Origin of the sequence: Pseudomonas sp. MPB23 (assembly GCF_046605395.1) — a bacterium.
In the GTDB taxonomy this organism is placed as follows: Bacteria; Pseudomonadota; Gammaproteobacteria; order Pseudomonadales; family Pseudomonadaceae; genus Aquipseudomonas.
Genome location: NZ_CP176771.1, coordinates 4,926,112 through 4,949,312, shown reverse-complemented (window position 1 = coordinate 4,949,312; position 23,201 = coordinate 4,926,112). Strand labels below are relative to the sequence as shown.

The following is a 23,201-nucleotide window of genomic DNA, read 5'->3' as shown; positions in this document are numbered from 1 at the left end:
GCACAAGTGGGAAAGCTCTGCATCGCTTGAGAGTCTGTAATAGCGAGTCACGTCCTCTATCCACCCCCTTACCTGCCGGCAGTGAGTTGGCAGTGAAACGATGAGGGTGTGTCTATGACGTGTTCACCAACCGGTAAACCGTGTTTTTCCCGCCGTGCGCTCGCTCACTTGCCGGACGCGCAGCAGGCGCTGTTCGAAAAGTGGGGGCGCGGCCCGTCGGGCCTACCGGACTTTCACAATGTGCACCACGCAATCGAAGCGCACGCAGCGCGGGCACCCGAAGCGACGGCGGCGATGGCCGCCGGCCAACGCATCAGCTATGGGCAACTCGACCGCCAGGCCAATCGCTTGGCCGCGCGGTTGATCGAGCAAGGCGTGGCACGCGGCGACACGGTGGCGCTGTTCGTCGAGCGCTCGATCCCCATGCTGGTGGGGTTGCTCGCAGTGTTGAAGATTGGCGCGGCGTATGTGCCCCAGGACGCACGGATCGTGCCGCCGCTGCAACTGGCGATGGTCCTCGATGCCTTGAGCGCGCCGGTGATATTGACCCTGTCGAACCTGCAAGGGCGTGTGCCCGAAGCGCAAGCGCAGCGTTGCCTGTGCCTCGATGCGTTTCTGGCCGAGGAGCCCTGGGTGGCCGAGGACAATGCTCGGGTGTTGGCCGCAGTCGGGCCGGACGACCTGTGTTTCGTGCTATTCACCTCGGGCACTACCGGGCGTCCCAACGGCGTTCGTGTCAGCCATCGCAACCTGTGCAACATTTTACTGACCGAGCCTGGGCGGATGGGCATGGCGCCGGGGCGCAGAGTGGGGCAGATCCTCAATATCGGATTCGACATGGCCGCCTGGGAAATACTCGGCTGCCTGGCCCATGGCGCGACCTTGATGATTCGCGGCAAAGACATCGCGCGCACCGCCGCAAAGTGTGACGTGCTGATTGCCACGCCCTCGATCCTCGCCAGCCTCGATCCGCAACGCTGCCCCGATCTCAAGGTGGTCGCGGTGGCCGGTGAGCCTTGTCCTCAAGGGCTGGCCGACCGCTGGGCGGCTCACTGTGACTTCTACAACGGTTGCGGGCCGACCGAAACCACCATCGTCAATACCTTGCACCGGCATGTGCCTGGCACGCCGTTGAGCATCGGCCGGCCGACAGCCAATAACACCGTGTATGTACTCGACGCTCAGGGCCGCGCCTGTGAACTGGGCGAAACCGGTGAAATGTGGGCAGGCGGTGCCGGTGTGACCGCCGGCTACCTGGGCAATGCCGAACTCACGGCGCAGCGCTACCGGCCGGATCCCTTTCTGGGGGCCGGCGCCGTGATGTTTCGCACGCGGGACCTGGGACGCTGGACGCGTGACGGGCAGCTCGAACACCTGGGGCGCGTCGATGATCAGGTCAAGGTTCGGGGCTTTCGCGTGGAACTGGACGCCGTGTCCGTCGCGCTGGAAGCCGAAGAGGGGTGCACGCGTGCGGTGGCGCTGAAACTCGACGAGCGCACCCTGGTTGCGTTCGTAAGCCCCGCCAGCGCCGATATCGACGCTTGCCGGCACCAGTGCGAGCAGCGCCTGGCCTATTACTGCATGCCTCGGGCGATCTATGCCCTGGATCAATTCCCCCTGACCGCCAGGGGCAAGGTGGATAAAGCGCAGTTGCTGGACTGGGCGCGGCAACGACAGGACGTGAAGGAGGCCGGCGATGTTTGAGGTCTTGACCCGCAGCCCCGTCCCGCCCAAGTCGACACGGTGGCACAGGGTGTCCGCGCTGCCCCTGTTTTCCTATTACCACCGGCTTTTTGCCCTGGTCATAGCCTGCAATGCGATGGTCTTGTGGCAAGGGCCGGGCATACAGGCCATGGGCCTGGAAAGCCTCTCGATCCTGGTGCTGATCAACCTGGCGCTGGCGACATTGATCCGCCAGCAATACCTGATCAATGCGCTGTTCTGGTTGGCTACCCGCGTGCCGCTGGGCTGGCCACTGGCGATCCGACGGCGGGTGGCGAAGGTCTATCACGTTGGCGGCTTGCACAGCGGCGGCGCGCTGGCGGCCACCGGCTGGTTCGCCGCCATGGTCTGGGTGCAGGCGCTGATGCACGTAAGCGAGCCTGGCAGCGTTTCGTCCCTCCGGCTGTGGCTCACGGGCGGCTTGATGGTCTTGCTGCTGTCGATGGTGATCATGGCGTTGCCGTGGGTGCGAGGCCGTTTTCACAATGGTTTCGAGCGTGTTCATCGGTTCGCCGGCTGGAGCGTATTGCTGGTGTTCTGGGGACTGACGCTGCTGGCGCCCGTCGAAGATTCGGCGAACCCGCTGTGCAGCGGCACGTTTTGGATGCTGGTGCTGCTGAGCCTGAGCATCGCCTTGCCGTGGCTGCGTTTGCGCAAAGTGCCGATTGCCACGGTGCGGCCTTCCGGGCATGCAGTCATCGCGCGGTTCACCCACACCACGCCCTTTGCCGGTTCTTCCACCGCCATCAGCCGGAACCCGCTGCTGGAGTGGCATTCATTCGCCAATATTCCTGCGCCGGGCCAGCCGGGGTTTCGTCTGATCATTTCCCGGGCCGGGGATTGGACGGGGCAGTTCATCGAGCAGTCGCCGTCCCATGTGTGGGTCAAGGGGATTACCACGGCCGGGGTCGCGAATGTGGAGACGCTGTTCAAGTCGGTGCTGTACATCGCCACCGGCAGCGGTATCGGCCCGGTGTTGCCGCACTTGCTGGCCGGCAACGTGCCGCTGCACTTGATCTGGTCGGCCCGCAACCCGCGGCAAACCTACGGTGACGCGTTGGTGGAGGAGATCCTGCAGGCCCAGCCGCAGGCGCTGATCTGGGACACCGATGTGCGCGGCAAGCCTGACCTGGTGCAACTGGCCTGTGGCGCCGTCCAGGCGTTCGGGGTGGAGGCGGTGATCTGCATTGCCAACCAGGGCTTGACCCGGCGCGTGGTGCAGGCGTTGGAATCCAGGGGAATACCGGCCTATGGCGCGATCTGGGATTCGTGAGACGGCGTCGTGGGTCAACGAAATCAATCTGTGGAGGTGTATATGAATGTAGTCATCGAGCGTCACGATCGGGTGGTACTGGCGCGGCTCAATCGGCCCGAAGTCAAGAATGCGCTGAGTTCGGCATTGATGAGGCAACTGCGTTCGAGCCTGGAGGCACTGGATCAGGATCTCGAGGTCGGCTGTTTTGTCATCACCGGCACGGCCGATTATTTCGCCGCAGGGGCCGACATCAAGAAAATGAGCGGCAAGCATCCTTCAACCGGTCGTAAAGCGATGAGGCCCCCGGTAATCCACCTGCTCTGAAAAAAACTACAGTGAATGGGGAATAAACCTACGTGGGATTCGTCCCATAGCACCTTTCCCCTGTGGCCACGTGCCCTGGAGCTATTCATGGTAGATCATTCATCACCGCCCAAACCGCCCCTCAGTACCGCCAGCCGGGTCATCAGGCTGGCGTGTATTGCCGGGGTAGTGGTGGTTGTGGCCGGGGCATTTGCCTACGTCAACGGGACCCTCGACCCACAGCGCCTGCGCCCGAAAACCCTGGTCAATGCCCTGGAAACCAACAATGGTGTGCATCCGGGGTTTCGGCGTAACCATGCCAAGGGCGTATGCGTCGCCGGGTATTTCGAGAGCAGTCCTGAGGCGCGGACCTACTCCAGCGCCCAGGTGTTCAGCGAAGCCAGGACGCCGTTGATCGGCCGGTTCGCCTTGCCCAGCGGCAACCCCTATGCGCCGGACAGCAGCGTGCCGATCCGCAGCTTTGCCGTGCAATTCAACCAGGCCAACGGCCAGCAATGGCGCACCGGGATGAACAGCATGCCAGTGTTCCCGGTGGGCACGCCCGAGGCGTTCTACCAGATGCTCAAGGCCGGCGCGCCGGACCCGGCCACCGGCAAGCCCAACCCTGCGAACATGCCGGCGTTTTTTGCCGCCCATCCCGAGACCGCGGCGTTTCTGGCGTGGGTCAAGACCGCCAAGCCTTCGGCCAGTTATGCGACCGAAACCTATAACGGCATCAATGCCTTTTACTTGGTGGGTGCCGATGGCAAGCGTCAGGCGGTGCGGTGGGGTGTCGTCCCGCAGAGCCAGGACGCGCCTGGTGTTGTGGCGCCGGCAGGCAATGATTTCCTCGAAAAAGACCTGGTGCAGCGCCTGGCTTCAGGGCCGTTGCGATGGCAGTTGAACATGACCCTGGCCAACCCCGGCGACCCACTGGATGACGCGAGCAAGACCTGGGCCGGTGAGCACAAGGTGCTGAACGCCGGCACCCTGGTCCTGCAAAGCAGCCAACCTCAAGCCGATGGCGATTGCCGCGACATCAACTTCGACCCGCTGGTGTTACCGAGCGGTATCGAAGCTTCCAATGATCCGCTGCTGGCCGCGCGTTCGGCGGCGTATGCCAGTTCATACCTGCGCCGTGCCGGTGAAGTCGGCCCGTTGCACAGCGCCCCCCAGGAGTCGAAGCCATGAATGCCCAACCCCGGTTTTTCGCGCCCCTGGCGCGCCTGTTGCACTGGCTGATGGCGCTGATGGTCATTGCCATGCTGTTTATCGGCGCGGGCCTCGCGGCGTCTGTTTCCGAGCGGCATGAATGGTTGATCCACCTGCACAAGCCCTTGGGGATTGCGATCCTGGCGCTGGTGATCGTGCGGCTGGCGGTGCGTTTCTCCACGCGCCAACCGCCGTTGCCCAGCGATTTACCGCTGTGGCAAGTGCTGGCGGCCAAGGCATCCCACCTGGTGCTGTATGCCTTGATGCTGGTGCTGCCGCTGTTGGGGTGGGCGATGATTTCGGCGGCGGGCGACCCGGTGATGCTCAGCAGTTCCCTGCGGTTGCCCGCACTGGTGGCGGCCAATGCGCCGCTTTTCGCCATACTGCGCAAGGCCCATGGATTTTTGGCTTATGTGCTGTTCCTGACGGTACTGGTGCACCTGGCGGCAGCGTTGTTCCATGGGCTGATTCGGCGTGACGGCGTACTGCAGAGCATGACCGGCACCAAGGACTGACGCCTAGCGCAAGGACGTGACGATATCCGCCACCGTACTCAACACATCCTTGCCCAACTGCATCGAGCGCTTACCTGACCAGCCGGTTTGCGGGTTGGGGGCGTCGTCGTTGTCCTTGAACGGCATTTCCAGGGTCAGGGACAGGCAGTCGTACTTCTCGCCCACTGCGTTGCAGGCCAGGGTCATGTTGGCTTCGCCCGGCAGGTCGCGGGTGTAGCCATGGACGGTCTGGAAGTCGCGGGTCAGTGCGCTCAAGTGGCTGCGAAAGCGCTTTTCCAGCGCTTCGATGCGCGGGGTGTAGCCGGGGTTGCCTTCGCAACCGGCAGTGAAGACGTAGGGGATTTCTTCGTCGCCGTGGATATCGAGGAACAGGTCCACGCCGTATTTTTCCATTTGCTGCTGCACGAACAGCACTTCAGGGCTGTACTCTTCGCTGGCGCTCTGCCAGGCACGGTTGAGGTCCTGGCCCTTGGCGTTGGTGCGCAGGTGGCCGTGGAAGGCGCCGTCCGGATTCATGTTGGGCACCAGGTACAGGTCGGCGACCGCCAGTAGTTTTTTCAGTTCGGCGTCGCCGTCCTGTTGCAGGCGTTCGATGATGCCTTCCATGAACCACTCGGCCATGTGTTCGCCGGGGTGCTGCTGGGCGATGATCCACACGCTGCGTCGGCCTTCGCCGCCTTTACCGCGGCGCAGCAGTTGGATGTCGCGGCCTTCGACGCTCTTGCCGGTGGCCAGCAACTGGGTGCCGGCGCGGTTCAGCGCTCGCTCGATCAGCCAGTCGTGGCGTTCGCGGCTGTAGGGTTCGAAGTAGGCGAACCAGGCGTGCTTTTCGCGGGTTTCGAGGCTGATGTGCAAAATTTCGCCGTCAAACCGTGTGGGGACGCGAAACCAATGGACATGGTCGTAGGACGCCACGGCGTTGTAGCCGCTCCATGCGTGCTTGTAGGAGGACTTGCCTGCGTTGCTCAGGCGAAAGGTGTGGGTGTGGCCCACATGCATGCCTTCGGCCTTGAAGTGGAACCATTGGAAATGGGGGCTGCGCGTATCGGGGTTGATCGCCAGCAATAACTGGTAGGCATCGCTGGCGTCGAGTACCTGAATATTGCCACTGTCGAAGTCGGTGCTGATCCTGATGGAGGTCAAAGCCACTGTCATAGTCTGGGTGCCTGATTATGAGTGTTGTGGCGGCTATATTACACAGGACCCCGGTAAAGACTGGATGCAAAATTGTTGCAGGGAGGAGGGGGCGTCGTCCATGACGCTGTCGCAGCTTAGGTTCTATGAGATTGATTCTCAAGTGCTATTTCGCAAAGAGCGAGGCTAGAGCGTTCGGTTGGCTTTCTTTGCGTGGTGGTCTTTTGCTACCATTCGCGGCATTGAGCAACACAGTCTTCATTAGCCTGAAGCCAAGCCAGGAAAACTGGCAAAAAAAAGACCCGGCCAAAGAGCCGGGTCAAAAACCGTGATTAGCCTGATGAGGAGATATTCCAAGAGTCCGACCTAAGGTCCCTTGGTCTATCGACTGATCTCGCGATCAGTTGGGTCCAATAATAATCATTATCATTTGCAAGTCAAATGTTTTTATCCGTGGGATAGAAATATTTTTGCTTCGTCACCGCTATACGTTTGCCTGAGCCTGCGGCGCTTGCAACGATCGCTCCACCATCGCCTTCGCCATATCGATCAGATACACCACTGAAAACGCCAGGTCCCGGTGGTTGCCCTGATGGCTGCTCGCCGACTCATAGGCCGTGGCCGCCGCGCTGCGCAGCAGCTCCGAGGCGTGCACCAGGGCTTCCTCCTGGCTGATGCTCGGATTGATGGCGAACAGGGCGCCGTCCGAGACTGATACCGACATATTTTCTTTCAAGTAAAAGTCCAGTGCGCGCTGAGCGGCGCCGCTGCTGCGCAGGTCATGCAAGTCATCGTGTTGCGGGGGTTCAGGCAGGAGGTGCGGGCTCGTGGTCATAAGGGGCGGTACTCTCAAGTGGGTGTCGAAAACCTTATGTTCGATGATAGTACGTATCGTATTTATGTCGTTTTATGGATTACTACAAACTGTTTATTGCCCTGAAAAATACCTGACGTATCGTCATGCCCCATGGATAAGTGGATAGCGTTGGTGAAGACCAACATGGAAGACCGCAAGGTCACGCAGGGTGAGCTGGCTGAACGCTTGGGCATGTCCCAGGGCGGCGTCGGCCATTGGCTGAACAAGCGTCGTGCGCCGAGCCTGGCGGACATGAACCGGGTGCTCGAAGCGCTGGGGCTCGGGTACCTGGAAGTTGCGCTGGACATTCGCGAAAGACGCGACGAGCACCTGGCTGCACCCGCTCGTTACAACCCGTATTTCCGTTATCCGGTCAGCGACTGGAAAGGCCTGTGCGAAGTGCGCGAAGAACGCGCGACCTATGGTGTGCACCGCTTCGAATCGAGCGATTATCACGCCCGCGGCGAGGCGTTCTGGCTGCCGGTCACGGGCGACGCCATGACCGCCCCCGCCGGCCTGAGTATCAGCGCCGGGATGATGATTCTGGTGGATCCGGCCATCGCCGCCGAACCTGGCAGACTGGTGGTCGCCCAATGGGCCGACCATCCCCAGGCCACCTTCCGCCAGTTACTCGAAGAGAGCGGCCAGCGCTACCTGGTGCCGCTCAATCCTACCTACCCGAAGCGGTTGTTCACCGACGATTGCCGCATCCTCGGCGTCGTCGTGCAGGCCACGGCGAAGTTTTAATCCGCTGTTTCGAGCTCCACCAGCGCGCAACCTTCGGCAACCATCTCGCCTTCCTGGCAGAACAGCGCCTTGATCACTCCGGCCTGGGGCGCACGGATGCTGTGTTCCATCTTCATCGCTTCGAGCACCACCAACTGTGTGCCGGCCTCGACGGCCTGGCCCACTTCCACCAGCACCCGCACGATGCTGCCGTTCATCGGCGCGCTGAGCCCACCTTGATGGGACTGGTTGGCTTCGACCGCCGCAATCGGATCGAACAGGCTCACGCCGTGCATTTCACCGTCCCAGCGCAGGAACACAGTGCCTTCGCTGCGTACCGCCAGATGCCCACGACGCACGCCCTGGCGTTCGATCAGTAACTGCTCGCCCCGCAACGGCGCAGCCGCGCCCGCCAGCGTCACCAGCCGATCCTGCCCGTTGCAGCTCAAATGCAGCGAGACTTCGGCCGGCAATCCAGCGCGAAACCCACGCGTGTCCGCCCAAGGCCCATCGCCCGCCGGCAAGCTCTGCATGAAAGCCGAACCCGCCGCCTGCCAGAATTCGTCACTCAAAGGCCCGGCCTGGGGCAGCAGTTCGTCCTGATAGCGCGGGATGAACCCGGTATCCAGTTCAGCCGCCGCAAACGCCGGATGCCCGATAATGCGCCGCAGGAAGCCCAGGTTGGTCTTGAGCCCGCCGACGGCAAATTCATCGAGCATGGTCAGCAAGCGCAGGCGCGCCTGTTCGCGGTCTTCGCCCCAGGCAATCAGCTTGCCGAGCATCGGGTCATAGAACGGCGAGACGCTGTCGCCTTGTTCGACGCCGCTGTCCACCCGGCGCCCAGGGCCTGCGGCCGATTCGCGGTACAGCGTCAGGTGCCCGGTCGCCGGCAGGAAATCGTTCGACGGATCTTCGGCATACAAGCGCACTTCGATCGCATGGCCGATCAGCGGCACCTGCGCCTGAGTGATCGGCAGCGCCTCGCCCTGGGCCACGCGAATCTGCCAGGCCACCAGGTCGAGGCCGGTAATCGCCTCGGTGACCGGATGCTCGACCTGCAGTCGCGTGTTCATCTCCATAAAGAAAAAATCGCCGCGCGCATCCAGCAAAAACTCCACGGTACCGGCGCCCACATAACCGATGGCCTGGGCCGCCCGCACCGCCGCTTCGCCCATCGCGCGGCGTTGTTCAACACTCAGCCCCGGCGCCGGCGCTTCTTCCACGACTTTCTGATGACGACGCTGGATCGAACAATCGCGTTCGTTGAGGTACAGGCAATGCCCATACTGATCGGCAAACACCTGGATCTCCACATGGCGTGGTTTGAGCAGGTACTTCTCCACCAACATCTGCCCATTGCCGAACGACGACAGCGCTTCACGCTGGGCCGACGCCAGGGCTTCGGCCAATTGACTGACGTCTTCGACCACCTTCATGCCCTTGCCGCCCCCGCCGGCCGTGGCTTTGAGCAGCACCGGATAGCCGATGCGCGCGCAGGCGTCGCGGAAGGTTTCGAGGTCCTGGGCTTCGCCGTGATAACCCGGCACCAGCGGTACGCCGGCGATTTCCATCAGGGCCTTGGCTGCCGATTTGCTGCCCATGGCATCGATGGCGGAGGCGGGCGGGCCGAGGAAGATCAAGCCCGCGGCCTCGATTGCACGGGCAAATCCGGCGTTTTCCGACAGGAACCCGTAGCCCGGATGAATCGCCTGGGCGCCGCTGGCGTGGGCGGCGGCGATCAGTTTGTCGATTTGCAGGTAGCTGTCGGCGGCTTTGCTGCCGCCCAGGTCGACACGGATGTCCGCCTCGCGGCTGTGGCGCGCATCACGGTCGATGGCGCTGTGGACCGTCACGGTGCTCAGGCCCATGGCTTTGGCGGTGCGCATCACCCGACAGGCGATTTCGCCACGATTGGCCACCAATACGCGGGTCAATGTACTCATGAGCGCGGTTCCTGTGGCTGCCAACTGGACGGACGTTTTTGCAAAAAGGCGCGCAAGCCTTCCTGGCCTTCGGCGCTGACGCGGATGCGCGCGATGGCATTTTCGCAATAGCGGCGCAGGGCCGGGGTGAGTGCACCGTTGCCGACTTCGCGCAGCAGGTCCTTGCTGGCGCGCATCGCCGCCGGGCTGTTGTGCAGCAGGTTGGCGATCCAGTGTTCGACCTGTCGGTCGAGTTCGCCAATCGGATAGCTTTCCGCCAACAGGCCGATTTCCCGCGCGCGCTGGCCGCCAAATCGCTCGGCGGTCAGGGCATAGCGCCGCGCCGCGCGCTCGCCGATGGCCTGTACCACGAATGGGCTGATCACCGCCGGCGCCAGGCCGATGCGAACTTCCGACAGGCAGAACTGCGCATCGTCGGCGCCGATGGCCATGTCGCAGCAACTGATCAGGCCCAGCGCGCCGCCATAGGCCGCGCCTTGCACCACTGCCAGCGTGGGGATTTTCAGCTTGGCGAGGTTGTACATCAGCTCCGCCAGTTCGCGGGCGTCGTCCAGGTTGGTGGCGTAATCCAGTTCGGCCGATTGCTGCATCCACGCCAGGTCGGCGCCGGCGCTGAAGTGCTTGCCACGCCCGCGCAGCACCAGGAAGCGCAGGGATGCATCCGCCTGGACCTGGTCGAGGGCGATGATCAGTTCGCGGATCATCTCGGCATTGAACGCGTTGTTCTTGGCTTCACGACTGAGCCACAGCGTGGCGAAACCACGGCTGTCGGTGATCAGTTCGAGGGTGTTGAAATCGCTCATGGGGGACAGCTCCATTTACATGCGGAACACGCCGAAGCGGCTCGGCTCGATGGGGGCGTTCAGCGCAGCGGACAGCGCCAGGGCCAGCACGTCGCGGGTCTGCAATGGGTCGATGACGCCGTCATCCCACAGGCGCGCGCTGGAATAGTAGGGATGGCCCTGGGTTTCGTACTGGTCGAGGATCGGCTGCTTGATCGCGGCTTCTTCCTCGGCGCTGAAGGCGACCCCCGCGCGTTCGGCCTGCTCGCGCTTGACCTGCACCAACACACCGGCCGCCTGTTCGGCGCCCATCACGCCGATGCGTGCGTTAGGCCACATCCACAAAAAGCGCGGGTCATAGGCGCGCCCGCACATGCCGTAGTTACCGGCACCGAAGCTGCCGCCGATGATCACGGTGAATTTCGGTACCTTGGCGCAGGCCACGGCGGTGACCAGTTTGGCGCCATGCTTGGCGATGCCGCCGGCTTCGTATTTCTGGCCGACCATAAAGCCGGTGATGTTCTGCAGGAACAACAGTGGAATCCCGCGCTGGCAGGCCAATTCGATAAAGTGCGCGCCTTTTTGCGCAGCTTCGGCGAACAGAATGCCGTTGTTGGCCAGGATCGCTATCGGGTAGCCGTGCAAGTGCGCAAAGCCGCACACCAGGGTGGTGCCGAACAGCGCCTTGAATTCATCGAACACCGAACCGTCCACCAGCCGCGCGATCACTTCGCGCACATCGAACGGCTGCTTGGCATCGGCCGGGATCACCCCGTAAAGCTCTTCGCCGCTGTACAGCGGCGCCACCGGCGGGCGTTGCAGCAGCTCGCCCTGTTTGCGCCAGTTGAGGTTGGCCACGCTGCGGCGGGCCAGAGCCAGGGCGTGTTCGTCGCTGTCGGCGTAATGGTCGGCCACCCCGGAAATCTTGCAGTGCACATCGGCCCCGCCGAGGTCTTCGGCGCTGACCACTTCACCGGTGGCGGCCTTCACCAGGGGCGGGCCGGCGAGAAAGATAGTGGCCTGCTGGCGCACCATGATCGCTTCGTCGGCCATGGCCGGCACATAGGCGCCGCCGGCGGTGCACGAGCCCATCACCACGGCGATCTGCGGGATGCCCTGGGCGCTCATGTTGGCCTGGTTGAAGAAGATCCGTCCGAAGTGCTCGCGGTCCGGGAACACCTCATCCTGACGCGGCAGGTTGGCGCCGCCGGAGTCCACCAGGTAGATGCACGGTAGGCGGTTCTGCTCGGCGATGGTCTGGGCGCGCAGGTGTTTTTTCACGGTGAGCGGGTAGTAGGAGCCGCCTTTCACCGTGGCGTCGTTGGCGACGATCATGCATTCGACGCCTTCCACGCGGCCGATCCCGGCGATCACGCCAGCGGCGGGCACTTCCTCGCCGTAGACCTGATGGGCGGCCAGTTGGCTGAGTTCGAGGAACGGCGAGCCGGGGTCGAGCAGGCGATTGATGCGCTCGCGCGGCAACAGTTTGCCCCGCGAGGTGTGCCGCTCCTGAGCCTTGGCGCCGCCGCCTTGCTGCACCTGGGCGAGCAGGGTGTGCAGAGCGTCGACCTGTTGGCGCATCGCCGCGCTGTTGGCGGCGAATTCCGCCGAGCGCGGGTTGAGCAGGGTGTGCAAGGTGGCCATGGCGCGCTCCTTCAGCGGGTTTCGTTGAAGAGTTCGCGACCGATCAGCATGCGCCGGATCTCACTGGTGCCGGCGCCGATTTCATACAGCTTGGCGTCACGCAGCAGGCGTCCGGCGGGGAATTCGTTGATATAGCCATTGCCGCCCAGGATCTGGATCGCGTCGAGGGCCATTTGCGTGGCGCGTTCGGCGCTGTAGAGGATCACCCCGGCGGCGTCCTTGCGCGTGGTCTCGCCGCGCTCGCAGGCCTGGGCCACCGCGTAGAGGTAGGCGCGGCTAGCGTTGAGCTGGGTGTACATGTCGGCGACCTTGCCCTGGATCAGTTGGAATTCGCCGATGCTCTGGCCGAACTGCTTGCGGTCGTGGATGTACGGCACGATCAGGTCCATGCACGCCTGCATGATCCCGGTGGGGCCGCCGGAGAGGACGACGCGCTCGTAGTCCAGGCCGCTCATCAGCACTTTGACGCCGCCGTTGAGCACGCCGAGGATGTTGTCCTCGGGCACTTCCACGTCATCGAAAAACAACTCGCAGGTGTTGGAGCCGCGCATACCGAGCTTGTCGAACTTGTTACTGCGGCTGAAGCCTTTCCAATCGCGTTCGACGATAAAGGCGGTGATGCCGTGCGCGCCTTTTTCCAGGTCGGTCTTGGCGTAGATCACGTAGGTGCTGGCGTCGGGACCGTTGGTGATCCAGGTCTTGCTGCCGTTGAGCACGTAGCAGTCGCCGCGTTTGTCGGCGCGCAGTTTCATCGAGACCACATCGGAGCCGGCATTCGGCTCGCTCATGGCCAGGGCGCCGACGTGCTCGCCGCTGATCAGCTTCGGCAGGTACTTGAGTTTCTGTTCGTGGTTGCCGTTGCGGTTGATCTGGTTCACGCACAGGTTGGAATGCGCGCCATAGGACAGCGCCACCGACGCCGAACCGCGGCTGATCTCTTCCATGGCCACCACGTGGGCCAGGTAGCCCATGCCGGCGCCGCCGTATTCCTCCGCCACGGTAATGCCCAGCAGGCCCATGTCACCGAACTTTCGCCACAGGTCTTCGGGGAACAGATTGTCGCGGTCGATCTGTGCCGCGCGGGGGGCGATCTCCTGGGTCACGAAGGACTGCACCTGATCGCGCAACATGTCGATGGTCTCGCCGAGGGCGAAGTTCAGGGACGGGTAACTCATGGACAGGCACCTTAATGTGAACATTGTTGTTGTGCGGATTGGGCGCCAGGGGAGGGCGCTCACCTTTACGTTAACGTAAGCTTGCGTTGCGGCGCTGTCAATCGTAGTTTACGTTTACGTCAACCTACAAAAAAGACAACAGGGGTCGTTATGGATCAACCGAATCTGAGCTACAGCCGTGGCTCCCAGGACAAGACCTTGCTGGCCATGACCATTGGCCAGGCCTTCGACCGTACCGTTGCGCAGTATCCAGACGGCGAAGCCCTGGTGGTGCGCCATCAACGGCTGCGTTACACCTGGCGGCAACTGGCCGAGACCATCGACTTGCACGCCCGCGCATTCCTGGCCCTGGGCATGCAAACCGGGGATCGCCTGGGTATCTGGGCACCCAACTGTGCCGAGTGGCTGATCTGCCAGGTGGCCAGCGCCAAGCTCGGGGTGATCCTGGTCAATATCAATCCGGCCTATCGCAGCAGTGAGTTGGCGTACGTGCTTGAGCAATCGGGCTGCCAATGGCTGGTGTGCGCCGGCGCGTTCAAGACCTCCGATTACCACGCGATGCTGCAAGCGCTGAACCCCGACCTGCGCGGCCTCATCAGCCTCGATCCCAGCCCGCCGCCGGGGTTCATGCCCTGGTCGCAACTGGCGGCCCTCGGCGCCGGTGTCCCGCCCGAGCAACTGCACACCCGCCAGGCCAGCCTGCACTTCGATCACGCCGTGAATATCCAGTACACCTCCGGCACCACCGGTTTTCCCAAGGGCGCCACACTCAGTCACCACAACATCCTCAATAACGGTTACATGGTCGGCGAAAGCCTGGGCCTGACCGCGCAGGATCGCCTGGTGGTTCCGGTGCCGCTGTATCACTGTTTCGCCATGGTGATGGGCAACCTGGGCTGTATCACCCATGGCACCACCCTGATCTACCCGAATGACGGCTTCGACCCGCTGCTGACCCTCAGCGCCATCGCCGAAGAGCGCGCCACCGGCCTGTACGGCGTGCCCACCATGTTCATCGCCCTGCTCGATCACCCGCGCCGCAGTGAGTTCGATCTGAGCAGCCTGCGCACCGGGATCATGGCCGGCGCCACGTGCCCCATCGAAGTGATGCGCCGGGTCATCAGCGAGATGCACATGGGCGAAGTGCAGATCGCCTATGGCATGACCGAAACCAGCCCGGTGTCCCTGCAAACCGGCGCGGATGACGACCTGGAACGCCGCGTGACCACGGTCGGGCGCACCCAGCCGCAACTGGAAAACAAGCTCATCGACACCGATGGCAACACTGTGGCGCGCGGTGAAATCGGCGAACTGTGCACCCGTGGCTACAGCGTGATGATCGGCTATTGGAACAACCCCGAAGGCACCCGCGCCGCCATCGACGACGCCCGCTGGATGCACACTGGCGACCTGGCCACCATGGACGAGCACGGCTATGTGCGCATCGTCGGGCGCAACAAAGACATGATCATTCGCGGTGGCGAGAACGTGTACCCGCGGGAGCTCGAAGAGTTCTTCTTCACCCACCCTGCGGTGGCTGACGTACAGATCATCGGCATTCCCGATGCGCGTTACGGCGAAGAAATCGTCGCCTGGATCAAGTTGCACCCCGGCCATGTGGCCACTGCACTGGAGTTGCAAGGCTGGTGCAAGGATCGGATCGCGCACTTCAAGACCCCCAGGTATTTCAAGTTCGTCGACGAGTTCCCAATGACCGTGACCGGCAAGATCCAGAAATTTCGCATGCGCGAGATCAGTCTCCAGGAGCAGCAGAGCGCCGGCTGAAGCACCCTGCATGTCTACCGCTTGACGCTGGAACGCATTGCCTAGAGTGGCGGGATATTCCGCCATTTAAAGGTCATGCATATGACAGATAGGGTCATCGATCCCGCCGCGCTCACTGCTGAGGATGAGCAGAGTCTTCACGCCGGGGTCATCAGCGACAACACGCCCACGTGGTACACCGAAGCCCTGGACACGCGTAAAACCGAACTGGCCGCGCTGGATCTGCGTATTCCGGATTGGTACCGGCAGGCGTCGGCGACGGCCAGGGAACGGATGAAGGAGGTCCATGGGCGCAGCCGGCGCTCCTTGAACCAGTTGGACCAATTGTTCAGCCAACTGAAAAATCCGGCGGACTACGCCGAGCCGTTGCTGGTCGGCGAAATAGAGAAAACCTTCGGTCAGCGCCTGGACGTCAGGACGCTGTTCTACGCGCGCAAGATGGAGCAAAAGGAATGCATCCCCGGGCCCCGGGAGGTCTCTACCGACAGCGCCAGTGCGCTGGCGCCTCAGTTCTATTTCTATAAAGGCCTGAGCCTGCTCGAAGCGGCGCTGAACAATTTCACGCAGGAGGAGGCCTCGCAGCCGGTCTGCGCGGATTGTCACCTGATCACCCGCTACGATTTCCACCAATATTCTGCGAGCAGGTTGCATGTTCCGGCGAATGTTCGGGCGCTCAAGTCGGACCTCGATGCCCATAGGTTCGCGGCCATGTGCCGGGAGCTGGACCTGGGGCGCTCGTATTTCGAACATGTGCGTTCCACCCTGAATGCCCATATCCGCCCGCAGGCATCAGGTGCGCAGTCTGGAAAACTCTACTCCACGCTGATCACCTGCTATCGCAACCAATTGGAGCTGGCCGCCGAAATCGCCTTGATGAAGGGCGATATCCAGGCGTCTCAGCACGCCCTGATCAAAGCCATTCTGATCAACCAGAGCGGACAAAAATGGGGTGAGGACGACGTGTCGTTCTGCCGCTTCAAGCTGTACGCGTTCGAGTTGGAAGGCATCCTGATCATCGGCCCGGTGGTGTGGCAGGAGTTTCTGGTCAACTCCGAACTCCAGCCGCGGCCGTGCATGGTGTATATCCCCGGCGACCCGCTTCACCCGCTCAAGGCCTACGACACTATCGGTGCCTTTACCGAACAACTGACCACCCGTTTGTGTGCTGTGGAGTACCGCCAGTTCTTCAGTCAATTCGTCCCCTTGTCCAAGCAGGATGCGTTTTATTCAAAGCTCAAGACGTTGCTTGACCCAGGCGAGGCCTTCACGCACGACGAGGATTTCGATGCAGCGAAGAAAAGCAAAATCCACACCCAGGGGCATTACGGTAAACGCTGGGGTGACCTGTGGATGGACAGCGCCATGCAGCGCGTGCGCTTGATCATGGACAACGCCAGCGCCAGCGCGGTCTCGACCCAGGACATCAGCGATCGCGTCTACAACGCCTGGCTCTGGTCCTGGGGCAGCAAGGCCCTGGATATCCTCAACCTGGCGGCATTCGTGGTGCCGTTCCTCGGTGAAGCGATGCTGGTGGTCGGCGCGGTGCAGATGGCCTATGAGGTGTGCGAAGGGTTTGAGTCGTTGTCCGACGGGGATACGAGCGCCACCTGGGCGCATTTCTCGGCGGTGGCATTGAACCTGGCGGGGCTGGCCATTCCCAAAGTGCTGCTGGCGGCTAAGGACTCGGCGATTGTCCGGCGCCTGATGCATGTCGAGTTCGGCGGGCGCACCCGTTTGTATGACTTCAATCCCGCCCACTACCGGCATCAAGTCAGGTTGCCGAGCGATCTCAAGCCCGATGCCAGCGGCCTTTTTGCCCACGAGGGGCGCACGTACCTGCCGGCCGAGGACGGGCACTATCAGGTGCAGGCCACGCCAACGCGCAATGACTTCAGGCTGATCCATCCCGACGGCGACTCACGCTATGCACCGCGCATCCGCCATAACGGCGAGGGCGCCTGGGTGCATGAATTCGAGCAGCCCCTGAGCTGGAATCGCAGCACCTTGCTGCGGCGTCTCGGGCCGCGCGTCGAACACCTGAGCGACAGTCAACTGGAACAGATCCGGATGATCAGCGGCGTGTCGGATGACGACTTGCGACGGGTCTACGTGGACCAGCAACTGCCGCCGCCGTTGTTCAGGGACACCCTCAGGCGTTTTGAATGCGCCGCCAGGCATCAGGCGTTCATCGATCGGTTGAGCAGTGCCGACCCACAGGTATTCAGCCGCGTCGACTGGGCCCTGCAACTGAAGGTGATGATGGATACGGGCATGTGGCCCAGCTCCAGGGTGTTGGTGGTGTTCGATGCAGAAAATAATCTGGTGTGGCGCTCGGGGCAGGTCAAGACGCGCGCGCAAGTCGTGAAACTGGATGAAGCGCAGATCGACAGCGGCAGGTTACTGCCGTCACTGCTCAATCAGTTGAGTGAGTCTGAAATCGCTCACTTGCTGGACGAGGCGGGTATCAAGAACTATTTTCGTGGGCGCCTGGCCATGGCGGGCGGTCTGAATCTGGACGGCACCTTTACGCTCCGACCGCCTAACGCTGAGGCGCTTGATGCCCAGGCGGAGCGAATGATGCAAGCGCGGCGCACACCCGAGGCGCAGGCATTGCGTTACCGCGACCGGTTGTTGAAAGCGGCCAAAAGCACCCGAGGCAAGCTGTTCAGGGATGAGGTGGCGGCGGGCGATATTTCCAATGACAGCCATGTTCAGTTGATCCAGCGCAGCTTTCCGTCCCTACCCAAACTCGTCGCGCAAGAACTGGTCGAGCACGCCAACAGTCGCGAGCTGACCCAGATGGATAAGACCTCGCGACTGCCGTTGCGTCTGGCCGAAGAAGCCCGCCGCTACCTGCACAAAGCCCGGATCATGCGTGCCCATACCGACTTGCTGTTCGACACCGAACTGACCATGGACGGCGTGCATCTGGCGCTGCACAAGCTGGCTGCACTGCCTGATCGCCTGAAGGGTGTGGGCATCGAGTTGCGCGCGGGTACCTATGACGGTGAGTTACTGGACCGCATCGGCCGCGCGGGTGCCCCCCGGCAGTTTCGCCTGGTGTGTATCAGCCTGAAGGAGTGGGCGTTGTACAGCGGGCCGCAAATGATCGAGTTCTGGCGTTCAGACCCCGATACGTTCTATGGCGCGCTGTGTATTGCCAGCCAAGGCACGTTCGTCGACGTTTCCCGGTTCAGGGCCTCGATCCAGGCCTTGAAGGCCGAGATTCTCGCGCAGCCCTTGACTGAGCAGACGAGCCGGCAAGTCCTGGGTCTGCAAGCGATCAAGCCGGGTTACAAGTCGCCTATGCGCTTGTCCGATGGGCGCGTTGGTTACCCATTGAGTCCGATAGGCGGTATCGAAGGCGTACCGACGCCCTGCGAGATGAAAGCGCAGTTTCTGTACCCCACGAAAACCGTTGAAGAAGTCGTCGAGATGCTGGCGCTTCAAGGCCGGGGGGCGGCCGCCTTGCTGTCTCGATTGAACCAACTCGAACAGGAATTCGCGCAACTGAACTCTGAGCTGATCGCCTGGCAGCAGGAAGGCGGGCCGGGCTACCGCAATGCCAGGGTTATCGTCGGGGGCTTGATCAAGGATGCCTGGCAGCGTCGGTCACCTCTGGCATTTGCGGCCGATCAAACCCCGATCGGACATGTTCTGGAACTGTCCGATGAGGCCATCGGCGAGCTGCCCGAGTTGTCTGCCAACATGGACCATGTGGGCAGCCTGGTTTTGCGGCGCTTGTACCTGTCCGACAGTTCCTTGCCCTTTCTCCAATCGTTTGGCGGTTTGCGCTGGCTGAATATGAAAGAGAACAACCTCACCCGCCTGCCGGAATTTGCCAACGGTGGCGCAGGGCTGACCAAGCTCAACCTGAGTCGAAATGACATCCAGCTCACCGAACAAAGCCGTGTGCGCCTGGAAGCCATGCAGAACCTGAAAATCCTCAACCTCTCCGACAATCGTCGCCTGGGCTGGACCGCCGACCTGCGAGGCATGCGCAGCCTGAACCAGCTTTACCTGCAAGATACCGGCACCACGACGTTTCCTGCCGGGGCCGAGCAGTTGACCAACTTGGCGAGGATCGATCTGCATGCCAACCGGATCACCACGCTGCCGGAATACGCTTACCAGCATCTGGAACGCATCAACGTGCATGACAACCCGCTGTCGGCACCCACGCTTGCGCGCATTCAGTTGGAGGGACCGCTGGATCCGGCGCAATGGGACGATCACGTGACCGCAGAGCAGGCGCGGCTGGCATGGTTGCTTGATTCGCCGGCCAGCGTGCAGTCCCGGCGTGGCGAGCTGTGGGACGACGTCCTCGCCGAGCCGGAGTCGGCCTCGCTGTTCACCGTGCTGGCCGACACCACTCGCAGCGCCGAGTACGCCTCGCAGGCCACCCGCGCGGCGTTGGCCGAGCGGGTGTGGGACATGCTTGAAGCGACTCGGGAAAGCCAGGAGGTCCGCGACATACTCTTCAGCACCGCTGATGATCGCGTCACCTGCGGCGATGGCAGTACGGTCGAGTTCATGAACCTCGAAAGAGAGTTGATCGGCGCCAGGGCGCTGGCGCTGGCGGGGGAGGCGAATACCGAGGGCGCATTGATCGACACCGCCAGAAAGCTGTTTCGTCTGCACTTGGTGGACGCCGTTGCACAACGCGACGTCGATGCCCGCGGGCCTGGTTTCACGGAGCAGGTCGAAGTCATTCTGGCCTACCGCATCAGGTTGGCGGACCGGCTGCAACTGCCGCTCAAGACCCGGGACATGTTGTTTCCCCACCAGGCGAATGTGAGCGAGACCGCGATCGAAGCGGCGTACGAGCACGTTATCCGTGACGAACGGGTGGCGGCTGACGAAACGAGGTTTTTCGTGGACCAGGGCTTCTGGCAAAAACACCTGCGTAGCCGCTATTCCCAGGAGCTCGAGGCGTTGATGGCGCCCGGTCGTGCGCGGCTCACGGAAAAGGCCGAGGCGCTGGACGATCTGTCGGAGTGGCAGGCCAGGCGGGAGAACACGGTGGATCAGGCTCAGTGGCAGGCACACCACCATGAGTTGGTCGACACCCTGGGACGGCTGCTGGGCAAGCGCCGGGACGAAATCCTGGTCGATGGTTCGATGCAAAGTGCTTTTTACGTTGAGCAGTACAACGCGCTCGGTGTTGAGCAGCAGGCGCAGGAAGCGCAGGCGATGGGCAGCTTGACGCGCTCGGTACTCAATAATTTCGCGGCGGTGCAAGGGACCGACGTCTGAAACGTCGCCACCGCAAAGCACAAAGGGGACCCAAAGGTCCCCTTTAATTTGTTGTTACGTGCTCTTTTTTTATTATTGAGGGGCGGTCTATTGTTGTTTTTGGTAACCGTGGCCCTTTACCGCTGTTTTTGGCGACCCCCATGCGGGATCAAGAGCAAACGTATTTTTTTGAGCGCTGAGCTGCTTCTTCGTTAACGATCCAACCAGTGGGTAGCTACCTGAGGTAGTTTTATTTTTCTCTAACCGGTTGCGGGTGACGGCATGCCGTTCCCTGCGAAGCACATCTTCTCCAAAAAAATCTGTTAGCTGCGTCTCTGCCGTGTTGTTTTTGTTATGTCAGAGTCGTTACGTCTTATTTTTATTAGGTTTGGCGCTTTTTATTCTTGTTATGCAATAGAGATAGCAGAAGCCGTGCCAACTTTTAAAAGTCTTTTAAAATCAATGATTTAATTTTTTGGTGGGAAATGTCTGGCGGCAGATACGACAAAATATGTTCCCGTGTTACTCGATGTGTAGGCGTGCGGTAACACATTGTCACGGTCGCGCTACTCAACCGGCGTTACGTGCCTTGGCCACACGCGAGCCGGTGGGCCGGTCCAGGACGTCGCTGATCTGCCGGCCCGCGAGAATCAATCGCTCCAGGTCGATGCCTGTCTCGATCCCCAGGCCGTTGAGCAGGTACACCACGTCTTCGGTGGCGACGTTACCGCTGGCGCCCTTGGCATAAGGGCAGCCGCCGAGGCCCGCGATAGAGCTGTCGAATACGTTGATCCCTTCCAGCAGGCTGGCGTAGATGTTGGCGATGGCCTGGCCATAGGTGTCATGGAAGTGGCCCGCCAGCTTGTCCCGTGGCACTTGCGCGCCGACCACCTCAAACAGACGCCGCGTGGCGCCTGCCGTGCCGGTGCCGATGGTGTCGCCCAGGGACACCTCGTAGCAGCCCATGGCGTACAGTTCCCGTGCGACCGCCGCGACTTGTTCGGGGGCGATTTCACCTTCGTACGGGCAACCCAGCACACAGGACACATAGCCGCGCACACTGATTCCCTGCTGCCTGGCCGCGGCCATGATCGGCGCAAAGCGCTCCAGGCTGTCGCTGATGGAGCAGTTGATATTGCGCTGGGAAAACGCCTCGGACGCCGCCGCGAACACCGCGACTTCCTTCACGCCCGCCGCCACCGCATCCTCAAACCCGCGCAGGTTCGGCGCCAGCGCACCGTAGGTCACCCCCGGTTTGCGCTGGATCTGCGCGAACACCTCGGCGGAACCGGCCATCTGCGGCACCCATTTGGGCGAGACGAAACTGCCCACTTCGATGTAACTCAAGCCCGCCGCGCTGAGGGCGTCCACCAACCGGACCTTGTCGGCCACGCTGATGGGCTGGGCTTCGTTCTGCAGGCCGTCGCGCGGACCGACTTCCACCAGGCGTACGTGTGAGGGGAGGGGCATGGCAGTTACCTTCTGGTCAATGGCCGACCTGGGCCATGGTTTGGGCCAGGGCCTGGGTGCAACGCTCTTCGGCGGTGTCCAGTTCCAGCTTCATCTGTTCGATATCCAGCAGTTGCTGTTCCAACTGTTCGCGGCGTTCGGCGATCTTGGCCAGCATGCTGTTGAGTTGCACATGGTTACCGCTGGTGGGGTCGTACAGTTCGATCAACTCGCGGCATTCGGCCAGGGAAAAACCGATGCGCTTGCCGCGCAGGATCAGCTTGAGGCTGACCTTGTCCCGCGCCGAATAGATGCGCTCCTGGCCCCGGCGTTCGGGGGCCAGCAGGCCTTGTTCTTCATAGAAGCGAATGGCGCGGGTGGTGATGTCGAGCTCGCGGGCGAGGTCGGAGATGCTGTAAGTCGTGCTCATGGGGGCGCTCAAGAAGGTCTTGGCGCTAAGCTAATGGCAGGTTGACGTAAACGTCAAGCCTGCAGGCTGTTCTCGCTCCTACACGGAATGGGCTTGCAGTTTGTCCAGCTTCTTCTCATGGGCTGTGACCTGCTGGCACAACTCGATCATCTGCTCGCGCATCCAGCGGTTGGCTGGGTCCTGGTCGGTGCTTTCGTGCCAGTACAGGTGAGTTTCCACCGGCGGCACGTCATTGACCGGCAGGTTGAACCAGTGCAGTTCATGGCGGCGGGCGAAGCGTTCGGGCACGGTCATGACCATGTCGGTCTGTTGCAGCACTTGCGAGGCCATCAGGTAATGCTGGGAGCGCAGGGCGATCTTGCGCTGGATGCCCATCTTGCCCAGGGCCAGGTCGACATGGCCCAAGCCGTTGCGGCGACTGGAGATATGGATGTGGGTCAGCGACAGGTAGTCGTCGAGGGTGAACTTGTCCTTGCCCGCCATCGGATGGCCCTTGCGCATGGCGCACACGTAACGGTCTTCCATCAGCTTGACGTGGCGCACCTGCGGGTCGGTATTGAGCGGCGCATCCACGGCAAAATCCAGACGCCCGGCGGCCAGCTCCTTGGTGGTTTCGCGGCGTTTAGACAGGAAACTCTCGATCACCACCGTCGGCGCAAGGCGGCGCAGGCGCTGGAACAGCGGCGGCAGGATCACCGCTTCGGTGAGGTCGGTCATGCTGATGCGGTAGGTCTTGGCCGCCTGCTGCGGGTTGAAAATCCGGCTTTCCTGCACCGACACGCGCAGCAACGACAGGGCATTGCGCACCGGGCCGATGATGTTCTGCGCCATTGGCGTGGGCACCATGCCTTGGGCGGTGCGCACGAACAGCGGGTCGTTGAAGGTTTCGCGCAGGCGCGCCAGCGCGTTGGACACCGCCGGCTGGGTGATGCCGACAATCTGCCCGGCGCGGGTCAGGTTGGCTTCGGTGTAGATCGCGTCAAAGACGATAAACAGGTTGAGGTCGACCTTGCTCAGATTCATTTCGTTGCGCTC

The 23,201-nt window shown here is 62.1% G+C and carries 16 protein-coding genes and 1 pseudogene; 8 read left to right on the top strand and 9 right to left on the bottom strand.

The genetic code is table 11. The features are described from left to right. Positions 1–114 precede the first annotated feature (114 nt). From ACLH0J_RS22265 to ACLH0J_RS22245, 5 genes and pseudogenes are all read left to right on the top strand, one after another. The gene (locus ACLH0J_RS22265; protein ID WP_411389060.1) at positions 115–1,704 is read left to right on the top strand and encodes an amino acid adenylation domain-containing protein; all 1,590 of its coding nucleotides are present in this window, start codon (positions 115–117) and stop codon (positions 1,702–1,704) included. Then, positions 1,697–2,995, top strand: coding sequence for a hypothetical protein (locus ACLH0J_RS22260; RefSeq protein WP_411389059.1), 1,299 nt, complete (start codon positions 1,697–1,699; stop codon positions 2,993–2,995). Before ACLH0J_RS22265 ends, ACLH0J_RS22260 begins: the two co-directional genes overlap by 8 nt. Before the next feature lie 42 nt (positions 2,996–3,037). Then, positions 3,038–3,247 (top strand): annotated as a pseudogene (locus tag ACLH0J_RS22255) (enoyl-CoA hydratase-related protein); the annotation flags it as partial. Positions 3,248–3,388: 141 nt separating this feature from the next. Then, positions 3,389–4,471, top strand: a complete 1,083-nt coding sequence (locus tag ACLH0J_RS22250; RefSeq protein ID WP_411389058.1) for a catalase family peroxidase — start codon at positions 3,389–3,391, stop codon at positions 4,469–4,471. Further along, on the top strand, positions 4,468–5,007 hold the full coding sequence (locus tag ACLH0J_RS22245; protein WP_411389057.1) for a cytochrome b: 540 nt from the start codon (positions 4,468–4,470) through the stop codon (positions 5,005–5,007). Before ACLH0J_RS22250 ends, ACLH0J_RS22245 begins: the two co-directional genes overlap by 4 nt. 3 nt (positions 5,008–5,010) lie before the next feature. On the opposite strand, the gene ACLH0J_RS22240 is transcribed toward ACLH0J_RS22245, so the two are convergent. Together ACLH0J_RS22240 and ACLH0J_RS22235 are read right to left on the bottom strand one after the other, a co-directional pair. After that, entirely contained in the window at positions 5,011–6,162 is a 1,152-nt protein-coding gene (locus ACLH0J_RS22240) for a M14-type cytosolic carboxypeptidase (protein ID WP_411389056.1), read from the bottom strand. A 463-nt stretch (positions 6,163–6,625) separates the two neighbouring features. Continuing rightward, positions 6,626–6,976, bottom strand: a complete 351-nt coding sequence (locus ACLH0J_RS22235) for a DUF6124 family protein (RefSeq protein WP_411389055.1) — start codon at positions 6,974–6,976, stop codon at positions 6,626–6,628. 132 nt (positions 6,977–7,108) lie between these two features. Here ACLH0J_RS22235 and ACLH0J_RS22230 point away from each other — a divergent pair, with 132 nt between their 5' ends. Next, positions 7,109–7,744, top strand: coding sequence for a LexA family protein (locus ACLH0J_RS22230; RefSeq protein WP_411389054.1), 636 nt, complete (start codon positions 7,109–7,111; stop codon positions 7,742–7,744). On the opposite strand, the gene ACLH0J_RS22225 is transcribed toward ACLH0J_RS22230, so the two are convergent. Genes ACLH0J_RS22225 through ACLH0J_RS22210 form a run of 4 tightly spaced genes read right to left on the bottom strand, consistent with a single transcriptional unit; the run spans position 7,741 to position 13,267 of the window. Continuing rightward, the gene (locus ACLH0J_RS22225) at positions 7,741–9,666 is read right to left on the bottom strand and encodes a biotin carboxylase N-terminal domain-containing protein (protein WP_411389053.1); all 1,926 of its coding nucleotides are present in this window, start codon (positions 9,664–9,666) and stop codon (positions 7,741–7,743) included. The genes ACLH0J_RS22230 and ACLH0J_RS22225 overlap by 4 nt on opposite strands. Further along, a complete protein-coding gene (locus ACLH0J_RS22220; protein ID WP_411389052.1) occupies positions 9,663–10,469 on the bottom strand; it encodes a gamma-carboxygeranoyl-CoA hydratase in 807 nt (268 codons plus the stop codon). The genes ACLH0J_RS22225 and ACLH0J_RS22220 overlap by 4 nt, the downstream gene beginning before the upstream one ends. Before the next feature lie 15 nt (positions 10,470–10,484). Next, a complete protein-coding gene (locus ACLH0J_RS22215) occupies positions 10,485–12,092 on the bottom strand; it encodes a carboxyl transferase domain-containing protein (RefSeq protein WP_411389051.1) in 1,608 nt (535 codons plus the stop codon). A gap of 11 nt (positions 12,093–12,103) precedes the next feature. After that, on the bottom strand, positions 12,104–13,267 hold the full coding sequence (locus ACLH0J_RS22210) for an isovaleryl-CoA dehydrogenase (RefSeq protein WP_411389050.1): 1,164 nt from the start codon (positions 13,265–13,267) through the stop codon (positions 12,104–12,106). A 150-nt stretch (positions 13,268–13,417) separates the two neighbouring features. On the opposite strand from ACLH0J_RS22210, the gene ACLH0J_RS22205 reads away from it, so the two are divergent. After that, positions 13,418–15,052, top strand: coding sequence for an AMP-binding protein (locus tag ACLH0J_RS22205; protein WP_411389049.1), 1,635 nt, complete (start codon positions 13,418–13,420; stop codon positions 15,050–15,052). A gap of 81 nt (positions 15,053–15,133) precedes the next feature. After that, positions 15,134–20,308 (top strand): NEL-type E3 ubiquitin ligase domain-containing protein, encoded by a 5,175-nt coding sequence (locus tag ACLH0J_RS22200; RefSeq protein ID WP_411389048.1) that lies wholly within the window; start codon positions 15,134–15,136, stop codon positions 20,306–20,308. 549 nt (positions 20,309–20,857) lie between these two features. Here ACLH0J_RS22200 and ACLH0J_RS22195 read toward each other — a convergent pair. The 3 genes from ACLH0J_RS22195 to ACLH0J_RS22185 form a co-directional block, all read right to left on the bottom strand. After that, positions 20,858–21,757: a hydroxymethylglutaryl-CoA lyase gene (locus tag ACLH0J_RS22195; protein ID WP_411389047.1), complete on the bottom strand. Its 900-nt coding sequence runs from the start codon at positions 21,755–21,757 to the stop codon at positions 20,858–20,860. Between the two features lie 16 nt (positions 21,758–21,773). Then, positions 21,774–22,166, bottom strand: a complete 393-nt coding sequence (locus ACLH0J_RS22190; RefSeq protein ID WP_010564941.1) for a MerR family transcriptional regulator — start codon at positions 22,164–22,166, stop codon at positions 21,774–21,776. Positions 22,167–22,244: 78 nt separating this feature from the next. After that, the gene (locus ACLH0J_RS22185; protein WP_010564942.1) at positions 22,245–23,189 is read right to left on the bottom strand and encodes a LysR family transcriptional regulator; all 945 of its coding nucleotides are present in this window, start codon (positions 23,187–23,189) and stop codon (positions 22,245–22,247) included. Between the last annotated feature and the right edge of the window lie 12 nt (positions 23,190–23,201).